We start from the raw sequence: 13,057 nt of genomic DNA, 5'->3' as shown, positions 1-13,057 counted from the left end.
CTCAGAAACCCTACGGCGTCACGGCACGGATATGTCGACGACGAGTGCGCGGTGATCCGAAATCGGGAGATGCGGCGCCGAGCATTCCGTCGCGGACAACGCTGGGTCGTCGGTGAGGATGTGGTCGAGTTGCCGGGTCGGCACATCGGCGGGGAACGTCGGCGCAGATCCGAGCGATCGCCATCGGGCCGGTTGCCCCGGCCCCATGTTGAGGTCACCGACCAGCAGCCGCGGGCCGGGGAAGCCCCGCATGTCCCGGACCAACTGACGCAGTTGCACCTTGTTCCAGCCGGGGACGAACGACAGGTGGGTGTTGGCCACCGTCAACGGTCCCAACGGCGTGTCGACGCGGGCGACGACGGCTGCGCGCGGTTCCTCGTGAACTATCCGCACCCGGCGAATTGCGGGCAGGTACATCGGAAATCTGAACGGAATGCGCGGCAGTCGCATCACCTGCCAGTTCTCCACGGGAAAGCGCGACAGCAGAGCGATGCCGTAGGCCGCGGTTCCGGGTTGTTCGCTTCCGGTGGCCGCCATCCAGGTGGCCCCGGGGGTTCCCGAGATCGCGGCGACGAATCGGTGGTGGACGGCATTCATCGCCTCGGCGGCGACGGCAGTCAGATCGGCCTTCCCCGAACGCGGTTGATCCAGGTCAACCTCTTGTAGCGCGAGGATGTCCGCATCGAGTTCGGTGACCGCCGCGGCGAGCCTGCCCAGGTCAACATCGCCCTCGTGGACGCTGCGTCCGTGCAGAATGTTGAAAGTCGCTATCCGCATGGGTACTAGGTACCCACGGCAGTCAGCGACAACGCCACGGCCGACAACACGCTCTCACCGACGGGATGGCATGTGCTCGATCGAAACGATGAACTGCGGGACGCGCTCAAACGCGCTGCCTCGGCCTTCAAGACACACGGGCCGGAGTTCGCGCTCGCGGGCAGTTATGCGTTGTGGGCGTACGGCGCGCCCGAACCCGTGCACGACGTCGATTTCGTTGTGGCTGAGGTCGACGCCGAAGCGGCCGAGGTGACGTTGCAGAAGGCCGGGTTTCGGATCGTCCGCACACCTGAGGACTGGCTGTTCAAAGGTTATGCCGGCGAGGAATTCGTCGTCGATGTGCTCTACCAACTCAACGGTGTGCCGGTGGACACCGCGACGCTGGAATCCGCCGACGTGCTCGACGTGCTGGCGATCCGGATGCCGGTGTTGCCGCCGACGCTGGTGGTCTCGGAGAAACTGAGCTCGCTCAACGAACATCATGTGACTTCGCAGCCCTGCTGCCAGCCGTGCGCGCGGTGCGGGAGCGGGTCGACTGGCACCGGGTGCGGGCGGCGACCGCCGACAACGATTTCGCGGTCGCGTTCCTGGTACTCACCGACCGCCTGGGCATCACCTGACGTCCTCTCGGCGAGCAGACGCGACCTGCAATCGCTCGGCCACCGTGCGCACGGCAGCGACCACTTCGGGCGGTTCGAGCACCTCGAACTCGTGGCCGACAGTGGCGAAATAGAGCACCATGCGTTCTGGGTGATCGGCACCCGCGGTGACGATGCACGCGTCGGGCCCGTCGGCCTCCACGGTCGCCGAGGCGGGCGAAAACATTTGCGCCACAACCTCTTGCGGTGCCCGGTAGCGCACCCGCGCCACATAGCGGTAAGGCGAGGAGCTGATGGCGCGTCGCACGTAGGCCGCGGCGTCCGGCGCCTGGCGCGGCGCGAAGGTACTGCCGAGCGCACGCACGTCGGCCATCCGGTCCAGGCGCAGTGTGCGCCAATCGGCGCGGTCCCGGTCGTAGGCCAGCAGATACCAGCGCCGCCCGGTGGTCACCAGTTGGTAGGGCTCCAGCCGACGTTGTGTGCCGTTGCCCCGCAGATCGGTGTATCCGGCGGTGACGTGTTCGTGGTCGCGGCAGGCGCGGGCCAGGGTCATCAGCACGTCGGGTTCCACCGGGGCGTCCGAGGTGTTGGGGGTCAGGGTGACGGTCGCGTCGTGGACGGCTGACACCTGGGAACGCAGTCGCGCCGGCATCACCTGGTCGAGCTTGGACAACGCCCGCAACGCCGATTCCCCGACCCCGGCGACGCTGCCTCCCGCGGCCAGACGCAGGCACACGGCCATCGCCACCGCCTCGTCGGGGTCGAGCAGCAGCGGGGGTAGCGCCGCACCCGCGCCGAGCTGGTAGCCACCGCCGTGGCCCTTGCTGGCATGCACCGGATAGCCGAGGTCACGCAGCCGCTCGATGTCGCGGCGCACGCTGCGGCCGGTGACGCCGAGCCGCTGGGCGAGCTCAGCTCCTGACCACACCCGGCGTGATTGCAGCAGGCCGAGCAGCTGGAGCACTCGGCTGGTCGTTTCGGACACGGCACCAAGTCTGCCCGAGTCTTAGGATCAAAACTGTCCTATAAGGGTGAGAAGGTTTTGGCATGCAAATAGCGCTCATCGCTGACCAGTTGGATTACCACTGGACAAACCAATTGCGGCCCCGCCTGGACGGCCTGACCGACGACGAGTACTTCTGGCAGCCGGTGCCGGACTGCTGGACGGTTCATCCCGACGGCGGTATCGACTTCGTCTACCCCGAGCCGCAGCCCGCCCCGTTCACCACGATCGCCTGGCGGCTGGCCCACGTCATCGTCGGCGTCCTGGCGATGCGCAACCACTCACACTTCGGCGGCCCGCCCGCCGACTACCAGTCCTGGCCGTATGCCACCGACGCTGCCACCGCGCTGCGCCAGCTCGACGACGCCTACCGAAATTGGATCGACGGGGCGCGGGCGCTGAGCGAGGATGATTTGGATCGACCGGTCGGACCTGCCGAAGGCCCGTGGGCCGAACACCCGATGGCCGAGCTCGTCCTGCACGTCAACCGGGAAGTCATCCACCACGGCTCCGAAATCGCTTGTATCCGAGATCTTTACGCTCACAGCCACAACAACGAGGAGAACTGACCGATGCCAGGCATGCCCCCACCCGCCGCCGACGAACGCCAGACCCTGTTGGAGTTCTTGGCATTTCAACAGAACTCGTTCTTCGCGGTGGCCCACGGCCTGACCGACGAACAAGCCCGCTCGACGCCGTCGGTGAGCGCCCTGTCGATCGGCGGTCTCATCAAGCACGCCGCCGGGGTCCAGAAGGGCTGGGCCGAGCGCGCCGAGCACGCACCCGCCATGCCGCCGCCCGATCCGCGGCCGATGGAAGAGCAGATGGCCGACTACGCCGACCAGTACACGATGCACGACGACGAGAAGCTTGCCGACCTGCTCGACGCACTCAAGGCGCAGAACGCCGAGACGCTGCGGGCATTCGCCGAGAAGGACCTCGACACACCGGTTCCGGTTCCACCCGACGTGCCCTGGTTTCCGAAGGACATCGAGCACTGGTCGGTGCGCTGGGCGGCAATGCACCTCATCGAGGAACTGAGCCGGCACGCAGGCCACGCCGACATCATTCGCGAATCCATCGACCGCGCAACGATGTACGAGTTGATGGCAGCCGAAGAGCAGTGGCCGGAGACCGATTGGATCAAACGCTGGCGGCCGGCGGCAAGCGCTTAGCGGCCCAGCACCAGTCGCAGCGCGTAATCCACCACAACATCCAGATCGTCGCCCAGGTTGCCTGCCAACCACTGCTGGGCCAACTCGGCCATCGCGCCGGTATACATGGCCGCGCCGACCTGGGCGGCGACTGGATCCGACCCGGGATTGAGCCGGCCCCCCTCGCTCAAAACCGCCTCCCGCAACAGGTCCTGCGTCGCCGCGCGCCGGGCCGCAAGCACCGGATTGGCGTGCGCGTCAGTGAACAGCACCCGGCCGCGGCGCGGATCGACCGAGCTGAATCCCAGCACCGCCGCGATGCCTGCCCTTGTCCTGGCCCGCACGCAATCCCCGGCGCCGGCCATCGCGGCGTCGACATCGGCAGCCAGTAGCGCACTGACCTCGTCGTAGACCGCGCCGAGCAGATCGTCGGTGTCGGCGAAGCTCTCGTAGAAGTAGCGCGTGTTCAGGCCGCATTCGCGGCAGATCGAGCGCACCGACAGCGCGGCTTCGCCACCGTCGCCGAACAGCCGGAACGCTGCTTCGACGAGCAGCGCTCGGCGTTCGGCGCGGCGGTCCGTCAGCGGCACGCCGGCCCACCGGGTCGGGGTCGACATCGCTACAGCCTATGTCTGGTCACACCCGTATCCAAAATGTATTGTGGCTACACACGTAACCAGAAAGGGGTCCCGGGGTGGACATGCCGCACCAAGTCCTCGAGCAGATGCTCCAGCGGAAGTTCGACAAGGACGTCCGTCAGCATTACTTCCGTGGCATGGAGTTCGCCGGTCCGGCCGGCGATCCGGGGTGGTTCGGACCGGGCAGCGCGGTCTGGCACGTGCACTCCCACACCGAGGCACTGATCTTCGGTCTGCAGTGCGCTGCGTACATCGAACGCCTCGACCCGTCCATCTACTGGATGGGCATGCACCACTCGCGGCTGGTCAAGCGCGATGAGAACGGGAACGGCATCCCGGTCATCGACCCCAAGGGCGCGGCGGTGCGGCTCGGTCATTCCATCGCCTTCTTCATCGGCACCGCGTACGGCAACACCGAGACCGCCGAGCGGGTCGCCAAAACCGTGCGGTCCATGCACCACACCATCAAGGGCGTCCGCCCCGACGGCGCCGCCTACGATGCCGACGATCCGGACTGGCTGCGCTGGAATTACGCCACCGTGGTGTGGGGCCTGGCCACCGCCCACGAGATTTATCATCCAAACCCGTTGCGCGGGAAGAAACTTGACCGCTACTACGGCGAGTTCGTCCGCGTCGGGCATGCGCTCGGCGGCACCGACCTGCCGACCACCAAGGCCGAGACGCTGGACTGCCTGGAGTCCTACCTGCCGAAGCTTGCGCTGACCCACGGCGCGGCCATGGCCACCGGGCCCAACCTGCCGATGCCGCAGAGTGCGGTCGACTGGGCCATCCGCGACACCATGCCGAAATGGGCCAAGCAGCTCATCGGGCACACCGATCCCAACCCGATCGAACGGGCGGGCCGACGAGCACTCGTGTGGTCGATCATCAACGGCCTGCACACCGCGGCGGGCACCACGCTGGAGTTCCGGCAGGCCCAAAAAAGAGTCGTCGACGGAGTCGACCCCTCGCTGGCGCCGCACACCGAACCCACCTATGTGCTCGGCAGCGACCGAGAACTCAGCCGCGACGAGATCGAAGACAGTTTCGCACCGGTGTGACACGCAGCACACATATTTTCGGCAGTACCGCGGGTTTTGAGACACTGCAGCTATGAGCACTACCCCGCCGAAACCCAAACACCGCGAGGTGGCCAAGCTCGACCGGGTGCCATTGCCGGTCGAAGCCGCCCGTATCGGCGCGACGGGCTGGCAGATCACGCGCACCGGCGCCCGTGTCGTGACCAACATCCTGGGCCGCGGATCCCTGCAACAGAAGATCGTCAAACAGGTCCCGCAAACCTTCTCCGACCTGGGCCCCACATACGTCAAATTCGGCCAGATCATCGCGTCGAGCCCGGGTGCGTTCGGCGAGCCGCTGAGCCGGGAGTTCCGCAGCCTGTTGGACCGGGTCCCACCCGCCGACGCCGACGAAGTGCACCAACTCTTCAAAGAGGAACTCGGCGACGAGCCGACGAACCTGTTCAAGAGCTTCGACGACAAGCCGTTCGCCTCGGCGTCCATCGCCCAGGTGCACTTCGCCACGCTGCACACCGGCGAAGAGGTGGTGGTCAAGATCCAGCGGCCGGGCATCCGCCGCCGGGTCGCCGCTGACCTCCAAATCCTCAAGCGTGGCGCCCAACTCGTCGAGCTGGCCAAGCTGGGCCGGCGGCTTTCGGCGCAGGATGTGGTCGCCGACTTCGCCGACAACCTTGCCGAGGAACTCGACTTCCGCCTCGAGGCGCAGTCGATGGACGCCTGGGTGTCGCACATGCACTCCTCCCCGTTGGGCGCGAACATCCGGGTTCCACAGGTGTACTGGGACCTGACGAGCCAGCGCGTGCTGACCATGGAGCGGATATCCGGCGTCCGCATCGATGACGTGGCCGCCATCCGCAAGGCCGGATTCGACGGCACCGAGCTGGTGAAGGCCCTGCTGTTCTCCGTGTTCGAGGGCGGCCTGCGCCATGGGCTGTTCCACGGCGACCTGCACGCCGGAAATCTCTACGTCGACGCCGACGGCAAGATCGTGTTCTTCGACTTCGGGATCATGGGCCGTATCGATCCGCGCACCCGGTGGCTACTGCGCGAGCTCGTCCACGCGCTGCTGGTCAAGAAGGATCACGCCGCGGCGGGCAAGATCGTGGTGCTGATGGGCGCGGTGGGGACTGTGAAACCCGAGGGCCAAGCGGCCAAGGATCTGGAAGCGTTTGCTACTCCCCTGACCATGAAGTCGCTCGGCGATATGTCGTACGCGGAAATCGGCAAGCAGCTCTCCGCGCTGGCCGACGCCTATGACGTCAAGCTGCCCCGCGAGCTGGTACTCATCGGCAAGCAGTTTCTCTACGTCGAGCGGTACATGAAACTGCTGGCGCCGAATTGGCAGATGATGAGCGATCCACAGCTCACCGGATATTTCGCCAACTTCATGGTCGAAGTCAGCCGCGAGCACAGCGAGGCCGAAAAGAACGGAGTCGAGGCGTAGTGCAGGTGCGAAACGGGCGAGCCAGAGCCGGCGACTCCGATAACCCGATAGATATCTACTACGAGGACATGGGCGACCCGAACCACCCGGCGGTGCTGCTCATCATGGGCCTCGGCGCGCAGATGCTGTTGTGGCGCACCGGTTTCTGCGAGAAGCTCGTCGACCAGGGGCTGCGGGTCATCCGCTACGACAATCGCGACGTCGGCCTGTCCACGAAGCTATCCGGCAAGCGCGTCGACTCCCCGCTGCCGATCCGCATGGCCCGCTCGTTCCTTGGCCTGCGCAGCCCCTCGGTCTACACCCTCGAAGACATCGCCGACGACGCCGCGGCCCTGCTGGATCATCTCGGCATCGACAGCGCACACATCGTCGGCGGATCGATGGGCGGCATGATCGCCCAGGTGTTCGCGTCGCAGCACCCGTCGCGCACCAAGACGCTCGCGGTGATCTTCTCCAGCAACAACCAGGCGTTCCTTCCGCCCCCCGGCTTCAAGCAACTGCTGTCGGTGATCACCGGCCCACCGGTCGATTCGACCCGGGAGGCGATCATCGACAACGCCGTTCGGATCAGCAAGCTCAACGGCAGCCCCGGCTACCCCACACCCGAAGAGCGCATCAGGGCCGAGGCCGCCGAACTCTACGACCGTGCCTACTACCCCGCGGGCATCGCCCGGCATTTCGGCGCAATTCTCGGCAGCGGCAGCCTGCGACACCACGACAAACGGATAACCGCGCCAACCGTGGTGATCCACGGCCGTTCGGACCGTTTGATGCGGCCGGCCGGAGGCCGCGCGGTCGCCGACGCGATCACCGATGCCCGGCTCGTGCTGATCGACGGCATGGGCCATGAGCTGCCCGAACCGGTGTGGGACGAGATCGTCGGTGAGCTCAAGACGAACTTCGCCAACGCCCGCTAGTTTGCATCAGCAACGTCAATTTTCTGCCGACCCCTTTGCTCGCTCTCTAACACTCGGTAGCTGAGCGAACCCGGTTTACGCTGTGCTGCAGTCTGGGGGGCAGGCTGAGTCAATGGTGGCTTGGTGCCGCTCTCCGGTCTTCCAGAGAGGCAGCAGATGGTTGAGCAACCTGGACAACTGAAACCGCATTTCGGCGACGTGCAGGCCCACTACGACCTGTCCGATGAATTCTTCGCCCTTTTCCTGGATCCGACCCGGACCTACAGCTGCGCGTACTTCGAACGCGACGACATGACGCTCGAAGAAGCGCAGATCGCCAAGATCGATCTTGCGCTGGGCAAGCTGGGCCTAGAGCCGGGCATGACGCTGCTCGACGTCGGCTGTGGCTGGGGCGCGACGATGATGCGTGCAATCGAGCGCTACGACGTCAACGTCGTCGGGCTGACACTCAGCCGCAATCAGCAGGCACACGTCGAGCAGGTGTTCGCTGGGGCAGACAGCCCGCGGCAGAAGCGGGTGCTGCTGGCCGGCTGGGAGGAGTTCGACGAGCCGGTGGACCGCATCGTCTCGATCGGCGCGTTCGAGCACTTCGGCCACGACCGCTACGACGACTTCTTCCGCTTCGCCTACAACGCACTACCGTCCGACGGGGTGATGCTGCTGCACACGATCACCGGCCTGAAGCCGCAGCAGATGATCGAGCGCGGGATGCCGCTGTCGTTCGAGTTCGCCCGGTTCGTCAAGTTCATGGTCACCGAGATCTTCCCCGGCGGACGGTTGCCGTCGATCGAGATGGTCACGGAACATGCAGCGCATTCGTCCTTCCGGCTGACCCGCAGACAGTCGTTGCAGCTGCACTATGCGCGCACGCTCGACCTGTGGTCGGCCGCCCTCCAGAAGCACCACGACGAGGCGGTCAGGATCCAGTCCCAGGAGATGTACGACCGCTACATGCACTACTTGACCGGATGTGCGAACGCATTCCGGGTGGGCTACATCGACGTCAACCAGTTCACCCTGCAGAAGTAGCCCGTGTCGTTACATCCTTCGCTGCGCAACCGGGCCGATATCGGGTTACCGCAGGCCTGGTCGGCCCAAGCGGGCACGCCACGCGTCAACACTTGTTTGCCGCGGGTTTTTTCATTGACGGTCGTCGAGTCGTTTCGCCACGCACCTGTTGTAGGCTGACGACTCGCGGGGAGAACTCTGAGGGTTGGAGCATAGTCGAGCATGTCAAAATTGACGCCAAAATATGAAGAACTGCAGTCGATCTACGACATTTCGAACGAATTTTACGAGCTGTTTCTAGGCCCAACGATGGGCTATACCTGCGGTTACTTCGAGCGCGAAGACATGACCGGCGACGAGGCGCAGATTGCCAAATTCGACCTGGCGCTGGGCAAGTTGGGGCTGCAGCCGGGGATGACGCTGCTGGATATCGGCTGCGGCTGGGGCGCCTGCATGGCGCGGGCCATCGAGAAGTACGACGTCAACGTCATCGGCCTGACCCTGAGTGGCGTGCAGCGCGAGTACGCGATCGAAAAACTCGCCAAGATCCCCACCGAGCGCAACGTCGAGGTGCGGCTGCAGGGCTGGGAAGAGTTCGACGACAAGGTCGATCGCATCGTGTCGATCGGCGCGTTCGAGCATTTCGGTTTCGAGCGCTACCCGGCGTTCTTCGAAACGGCCTACAACGCACTGCCCGATGACGGCATGATGCTGCTGCACAACATTACGGGCTTCGACTTGCGGCGGGCCAAAGAACTCGGTCTGTCAATGACATTCGAAGACGCCCGGTTCGCCAGGTTCATCATGACCGAGATCTTCCCCGGCGGTCGGCTGCCGTCGGTGTCGATGGAGCAGGAAAAGGCGACCGAAGCCGGCTTCAAGCTCACCCAGCTGCAGGAGATCGGTCCGCACTACGTCAAGACGCTCAAGATCTGGGCGGACGCACTCGAGGCACACAAGGACGAGGCGATCGCGCTGCAGGGCCAAGAGGTCTACGACCGCTATGACAAGTACCTGAACGGCTGCCAGAAGTACTTCGCGTCCGGCCACATCAGCGTGCATCAGTTCACGCTGCAGAAGTAGCACATCAGCTGTCGGATTGCGGCAGCGCTGTTCGTCGGATGGGTAGAGAGTGGAACGAACCGGGTTCCATTCACTAGCCGGAGGAGACGACGATGCACTACTTCGCCCTGCTGATCAGCCAGGAGCAAGAACTCACGCCTGAGAAGCGCGCCGAGGCGACGGCCGCTTACCAGGCTTTCCATGCCACGGCGGCGTCGGCGATCCGCGCGGGCGACGCGTTGGCGCCGACCGCAATTGGCGTTCGCATCGCGGGTGGCCCGGATGCCCCGGTGGTCACCGATGGACCGTTCCCCGAAAGCGCCGAGGTCGCCTGCGGTTACTACGTGTTCGAGGCCGAGAACCTCGACGAGGCACTGGCTCTGGCCCGCGGCATCCCCGCCGCACAATACGGCGCCGTCGAGGTGTGGCCGATGGTGTTTTGGAACGCGCCCGAGGGCCCACTCGGTAACGACTGGCTGGCGCTGTTGCTGGAGCGGCCGGAGGATGTCAATATCCCCGACTCCGACGACTGGAACCGCAGCGTGTCCGCACATGTCGAGTTCGGCAAGGCTGCCGGTGAGCGCATTCTGGCTGGGGCAGCGCTGAATCCGCCATCCACCGCGACCACCGTGCGCGTGCGTGACGGCAAGGTGACGCTCACCGACGGACCGTATGTCGAAGGCGCCGAGGTGGCCAACGGCTTCTACGTGTTGCGGGCCTCGGATCGCGACGAGGCGGTCAAGCTTGCGTCGATGATTCCGGCGTCCGCCATCGAGGTCCGCCAGTTGTCGGACGTCGCGGGCCTGTAGTCGCTCAATGACCGAGCTGGACAGCGCCTTTCGGCGCGAGTGGGGTCCGGTGGTCGCCACGATCGCCCGCTGGTCAGGCGACCTCACGATCGCCGAAGACGCTGTCCAGGAAGCCTGTGCCCAAGCGCTGCGGGTGTGGCCGGCCGAGGGTGTGCCCGCCAACGCCGGCGCCTGGTTGACCACCACGGCCCGGAACCGGGCACTGGACCGACTGAGACGTGAATCCCTGCGCCCCGGAAAGGAATTCGCTGCCGTGGCCAGCCGAATACCCGATGAGCAGGAGCTCCACCCGGTGCGCGACGACGAGCTGCGGATGATGTTCACCTGCGCCCACCCGGCTCTGGACCGCAGCTCGCAACTGGCGCTGACACTTCGGCTGATCTCCGGGCTCACCGTCACCGAGATCGCCCGCGCGCTGCTGCAGTCCGAGGCCGCGGTAGGTCAGCGAATCACCCGGGCCAAGAACAAGATCCGTAAAGCCAACATCCCGTTGCGGGTGCCGCCGGCCGAGCTGCTCGGTGAGCGCACGCCACACGTGCTCAGTTGCATCTACTCGGTGTTCACCGAGGGCTACTGGTCGACCGGCGGCCCCTCGGCCATCCGCGACGAGCTGTGCGACGAAGGCGTGCGGCTGGCCCGGGAACTGTGCGCGCTGCTGCCCGGTGATCGGGATGCGCACGCCCTGGCGGCGCTCGTGCTCCTGCATGATTCCCGGCGCACGACCCGCGTCGACGCCCACGGCGCACTGGTACCACTCGACGAACAGGACCGCGGCCGCTGGGACCGCGGCCGGATCGCTCAGGGCCTGGACCAATTGCGGCTCGCTGAGGGCGCGGCGGGACCCTACCTCCCGCAAGCGGTGATCGCCGCTTTGCATGCGACCGCCCCGAGTTGGCGCGAAACCGACTGGGCGACAATCTGTCTGGCTTACGATCGGCTGCTGGCGGTGCTCGACTCGCCGGTGGTGCGGGTCAATCGGGCCTTGGCCGTCGGTTTCCGCGACGGCTACCCGGCCGGCCTCGCGGCGCTCGACGCTGTGGCCGACGATCCCCGGCTGGCTCGGTCGAACACCGCCGCAGCGATCCGCGCTGACCTGTTGCGCCGTGCCGGACGGCGCGGAGAGGCGCTGCACTGGTACCGCGTCGCGTTGGACCACGACGGCATCTCCGGGCCGGCCGCCGCGTTCCTGCGCCGCCGCATCACCGAGCTCACCCCAGAAACGCCGAATGGCCAGTTATGACACGTGATTCAGGGAATCTTGTGTCATAACTGGCCACTCGGCTGAAGGATTACGCCGCATAGCCGATGGTCGGCTCCGCTGCGCTACGCCTCCGTGAAGTTGCGGGTCACCGCCGGGTCAACCGGGATACCCGGACCGGTGGTGGTCGAGACGGTCACCTTCTTCAGGTAACGGCCCTTCGAGGACGACGGCTTGGCGCGCAGCACCTCGTCCAGCGCGGCACCGTAGTTCTCGGCCAGCTTGGCCTCGTCGAACGATGCCTTGCCGATCACGAAGTGCAGGTTGGCCTGCTTGTCGACGCGGAAGTTGATCTTGCCGCCCTTGATGTCGGTCACAGCCTTGGCGACATCGGGGGTCACGGTGCCGGTCTTGGGGTTCGGCATCAGGCCACGCGGGCCAAGCACGCGGGCGATCCGGCCGACCTTGGCCATCTGATCCGGGGTGGCGATCGCGGCGTCGAAGTCCAGGAAACCGCCCTGGATCTTCTCGATCAGGTCGTCGCTGCCGACGATGTCAGCTCCCGCGGCGACGGCGGCTTCGGCCTTGTCGCCCACCGCGAACACCGCGACGCGGGCGGTCTTACCGGTGCCGTGGGGCAGGTTGACGGTGCCGCGGACCATCTGGTCGGCCTTGCGCGGGTCGACGCCCAAGCGGATGGCGACCTCGACGGTGGCGTCCTGCTTCTTGGAGGAGGTCTCCTTGGCCAGCTTCGCGGCCTCAAGCGGCGTGTAGAGCTTGTCGCGGTCCACCTTCTCGGCGGCTTCGCGATATGCCTTGCTGTTCTTGCTCATTGGAAATCCAATCGTGTTGTTGGAGTCGTGGTGCGGGCCGATGCCAGCCCTCCCACGGGGTTACGGATGATCCGCTTCGCTAGGCTCCGTTATTCAACGGTGATGCCCATCGACCGGGCGGTGCCGGCGATGATCTTCGACGCAGCGTCGATGTCGTTGGCGTTGAGATCGGCCTTCTTGGTCTCAGCGATCTCGCGCACCTGGTCCCAGGTCACCTTGGCGACCTTGTTCGTGTGCGGCTCGCCCGAGCCCTTCTGCACACCGGCAGCCTTGAGCAGCAGCTTGGCGGCAGGCGGGGTCTTCAGTGCGAACGTGAAGCTGCGGTCCTCGTAGACGGTGATCTCCACGGGGATGACGTTGCCGCGCTGCGACTCGGTCGCCGCGTTGTACGCCTTGCAGAACTCCATGATGTTGACGCCGTGCTGGCCGAGCGCAGGACCGACCGGCGGGGCGGGGTTGGCCTGCCCGGCCTGGATCTGCAGCTTGATCAACCCGACGACTTTCTTCTTCGGGGCCATGCGTGTGGTGTTCCTTACTTGCTGATCCGAGGGCGCGCGTCGCGCCCGCTGTTCTAG

14 protein-coding genes and 1 pseudogene are annotated in these 13,057 nt (G+C 65.8%); 10 read left to right on the top strand and 5 right to left on the bottom strand.

Annotation, left to right across the window (positions count from 1 at the left end):
• Window positions 1-18: 18 nt before the first annotated feature.
• A complete protein-coding gene (locus ABQF30_RS01850) occupies window positions 19-777 on the bottom strand; it encodes an endonuclease/exonuclease/phosphatase family protein (RefSeq protein ID WP_448460587.1) in 759 nt (252 codons plus the stop codon).
• A 72-nt stretch (window positions 778-849) separates the two neighbouring features.
• On the opposite strand from ABQF30_RS01850, the pseudogene ABQF30_RS01845 reads away from it, so the two are divergent.
• Window positions 850-1,397, top strand: a pseudogene (locus tag ABQF30_RS01845) (hypothetical protein).
• On the opposite strand, the gene ABQF30_RS01840 reads toward ABQF30_RS01845, so the two are convergent.
• Complete coding sequence (locus ABQF30_RS01840) at window positions 1,390-2,361, bottom strand: helix-turn-helix transcriptional regulator (RefSeq protein WP_448460585.1); 972 nt, start codon at window positions 2,359-2,361, stop codon at window positions 1,390-1,392. The pseudogene ABQF30_RS01845 and the gene ABQF30_RS01840 overlap by 8 nt on opposite strands.
• Before the next feature lie 62 nt (window positions 2,362-2,423).
• Here ABQF30_RS01840 and ABQF30_RS01835 point away from each other — a divergent pair, with 62 nt between their 5' ends.
• Window positions 2,424-2,948 carry a DinB family protein gene (locus tag ABQF30_RS01835; protein ID WP_448460583.1) on the top strand — a complete coding sequence of 175 codons (525 nt, stop codon included), beginning with the start codon at window positions 2,424-2,426 and terminating at the stop codon, window positions 2,946-2,948.
• Window positions 2,949-2,951: 3 nt separating this feature from the next.
• Window positions 2,952-3,554 (top strand): DinB family protein, encoded by a 603-nt coding sequence (locus ABQF30_RS01830; protein WP_448460582.1) that lies wholly within the window; start codon window positions 2,952-2,954, stop codon window positions 3,552-3,554.
• Here the strand turns inward: ABQF30_RS01830 and ABQF30_RS01825 are convergent.
• Window positions 3,551-4,150 (bottom strand): TetR/AcrR family transcriptional regulator, encoded by a 600-nt coding sequence (locus ABQF30_RS01825; protein ID WP_448460581.1) that lies wholly within the window; start codon window positions 4,148-4,150, stop codon window positions 3,551-3,553. The two genes, ABQF30_RS01830 and ABQF30_RS01825, sit on opposite strands and share 4 nt — an antisense overlap.
• A gap of 77 nt (window positions 4,151-4,227) precedes the next feature.
• Here ABQF30_RS01825 and ABQF30_RS01820 point away from each other — a divergent pair, with 77 nt between their 5' ends.
• The 7 genes from ABQF30_RS01820 (at window position 4,228) to ABQF30_RS01790 (ending at window position 11,691) form a co-directional block, all read left to right on the top strand.
• Window positions 4,228-5,232, top strand: a complete 1,005-nt coding sequence (locus ABQF30_RS01820) for an oxygenase MpaB family protein (RefSeq protein WP_448460579.1) — start codon at window positions 4,228-4,230, stop codon at window positions 5,230-5,232.
• Window positions 5,233-5,284: 52 nt separating this feature from the next.
• Complete coding sequence (locus ABQF30_RS01815) at window positions 5,285-6,655, top strand: ABC1 kinase family protein (RefSeq protein ID WP_448460577.1); 1,371 nt, start codon at window positions 5,285-5,287, stop codon at window positions 6,653-6,655.
• Window positions 6,655-7,572 carry an alpha/beta fold hydrolase gene (locus ABQF30_RS01810; RefSeq protein ID WP_448460575.1) on the top strand — a complete coding sequence of 306 codons (918 nt, stop codon included), beginning with the start codon at window positions 6,655-6,657 and terminating at the stop codon, window positions 7,570-7,572. The genes ABQF30_RS01815 and ABQF30_RS01810 overlap by 1 nt, the downstream gene beginning before the upstream one ends.
• A 156-nt stretch (window positions 7,573-7,728) precedes the next feature.
• Window positions 7,729-8,601 (top strand): cyclopropane mycolic acid synthase family methyltransferase, encoded by an 873-nt coding sequence (locus ABQF30_RS01805; RefSeq protein ID WP_448460573.1) that lies wholly within the window; start codon window positions 7,729-7,731, stop codon window positions 8,599-8,601.
• A gap of 201 nt (window positions 8,602-8,802) precedes the next feature.
• Complete coding sequence (locus ABQF30_RS01800) at window positions 8,803-9,663, top strand: cyclopropane mycolic acid synthase family methyltransferase (protein ID WP_448460571.1); 861 nt, start codon at window positions 8,803-8,805, stop codon at window positions 9,661-9,663.
• 92 nt (window positions 9,664-9,755) lie between these two features.
• The gene (locus tag ABQF30_RS01795) at window positions 9,756-10,451 is read left to right on the top strand and encodes a YciI family protein (protein ID WP_448460569.1); all 696 of its coding nucleotides are present in this window, start codon (window positions 9,756-9,758) and stop codon (window positions 10,449-10,451) included.
• Between the two features lie 7 nt (window positions 10,452-10,458).
• Window positions 10,459-11,691 carry an RNA polymerase sigma factor gene (locus ABQF30_RS01790; protein WP_448460567.1) on the top strand — a complete coding sequence of 411 codons (1,233 nt, stop codon included), beginning with the start codon at window positions 10,459-10,461 and terminating at the stop codon, window positions 11,689-11,691.
• A gap of 83 nt (window positions 11,692-11,774) precedes the next feature.
• Here the strand turns inward: ABQF30_RS01790 and rplA are convergent, their stop codons facing one another.
• Window positions 11,775-12,482, bottom strand: a complete 708-nt coding sequence (gene rplA / locus ABQF30_RS01785) for a 50S ribosomal protein L1 (protein ID WP_448460565.1) — start codon at window positions 12,480-12,482, stop codon at window positions 11,775-11,777.
• Window positions 12,483-12,571: 89 nt separating this feature from the next.
• Entirely contained in the window at window positions 12,572-13,000 is a 429-nt protein-coding gene (rplK, locus tag ABQF30_RS01780; protein WP_448460563.1) for a 50S ribosomal protein L11, read from the bottom strand.
• Window positions 13,001-13,057: the final 57 nt, after the last annotated feature.

Source organism: Mycolicibacterium sp. XJ870, assembly GCF_053483975.1.
Note: the sequence above shows the minus strand (reverse complement) of the source record. Positions and strands in the feature narration are given on the sequence as shown.

Coding starts and splice junctions, on each gene's coding strand:
- ABQF30_RS01850 (WP_448460587.1), bottom strand. CDS start 777: ATGCGGATAGCGACTTTCAACATTCTGCACGGACGCAGCGTCCACGAG.
- ABQF30_RS01835 (WP_448460583.1), top strand. CDS start 2,424: ATGCAAATAGCGCTCATCGCTGACCAGTTGGATTACCACTGGACAAAC.
- ABQF30_RS01830 (WP_448460582.1), top strand. CDS start 2,952: ATGCCAGGCATGCCCCCACCCGCCGCCGACGAACGCCAGACCCTGTTG.
- ABQF30_RS01825 (WP_448460581.1), bottom strand. CDS start 4,150: ATGTCGACCCCGACCCGGTGGGCCGGCGTGCCGCTGACGGACCGCCGC.
- ABQF30_RS01815 (WP_448460577.1), top strand. CDS start 5,285: ATGAGCACTACCCCGCCGAAACCCAAACACCGCGAGGTGGCCAAGCTC.
- ABQF30_RS01805 (WP_448460573.1), top strand. CDS start 7,729: ATGGTTGAGCAACCTGGACAACTGAAACCGCATTTCGGCGACGTGCAG.
- ABQF30_RS01800 (WP_448460571.1), top strand. CDS start 8,803: ATGTCAAAATTGACGCCAAAATATGAAGAACTGCAGTCGATCTACGAC.
- ABQF30_RS01795 (WP_448460569.1), top strand. CDS start 9,756: ATGCACTACTTCGCCCTGCTGATCAGCCAGGAGCAAGAACTCACGCCT.
- ABQF30_RS01790 (WP_448460567.1), top strand. CDS start 10,459: ATGACCGAGCTGGACAGCGCCTTTCGGCGCGAGTGGGGTCCGGTGGTC.
- rplA (WP_448460565.1), bottom strand. CDS start 12,482: ATGAGCAAGAACAGCAAGGCATATCGCGAAGCCGCCGAGAAGGTGGAC.
- rplK (WP_448460563.1), bottom strand. CDS start 13,000: ATGGCCCCGAAGAAGAAAGTCGTCGGGTTGATCAAGCTGCAGATCCAG.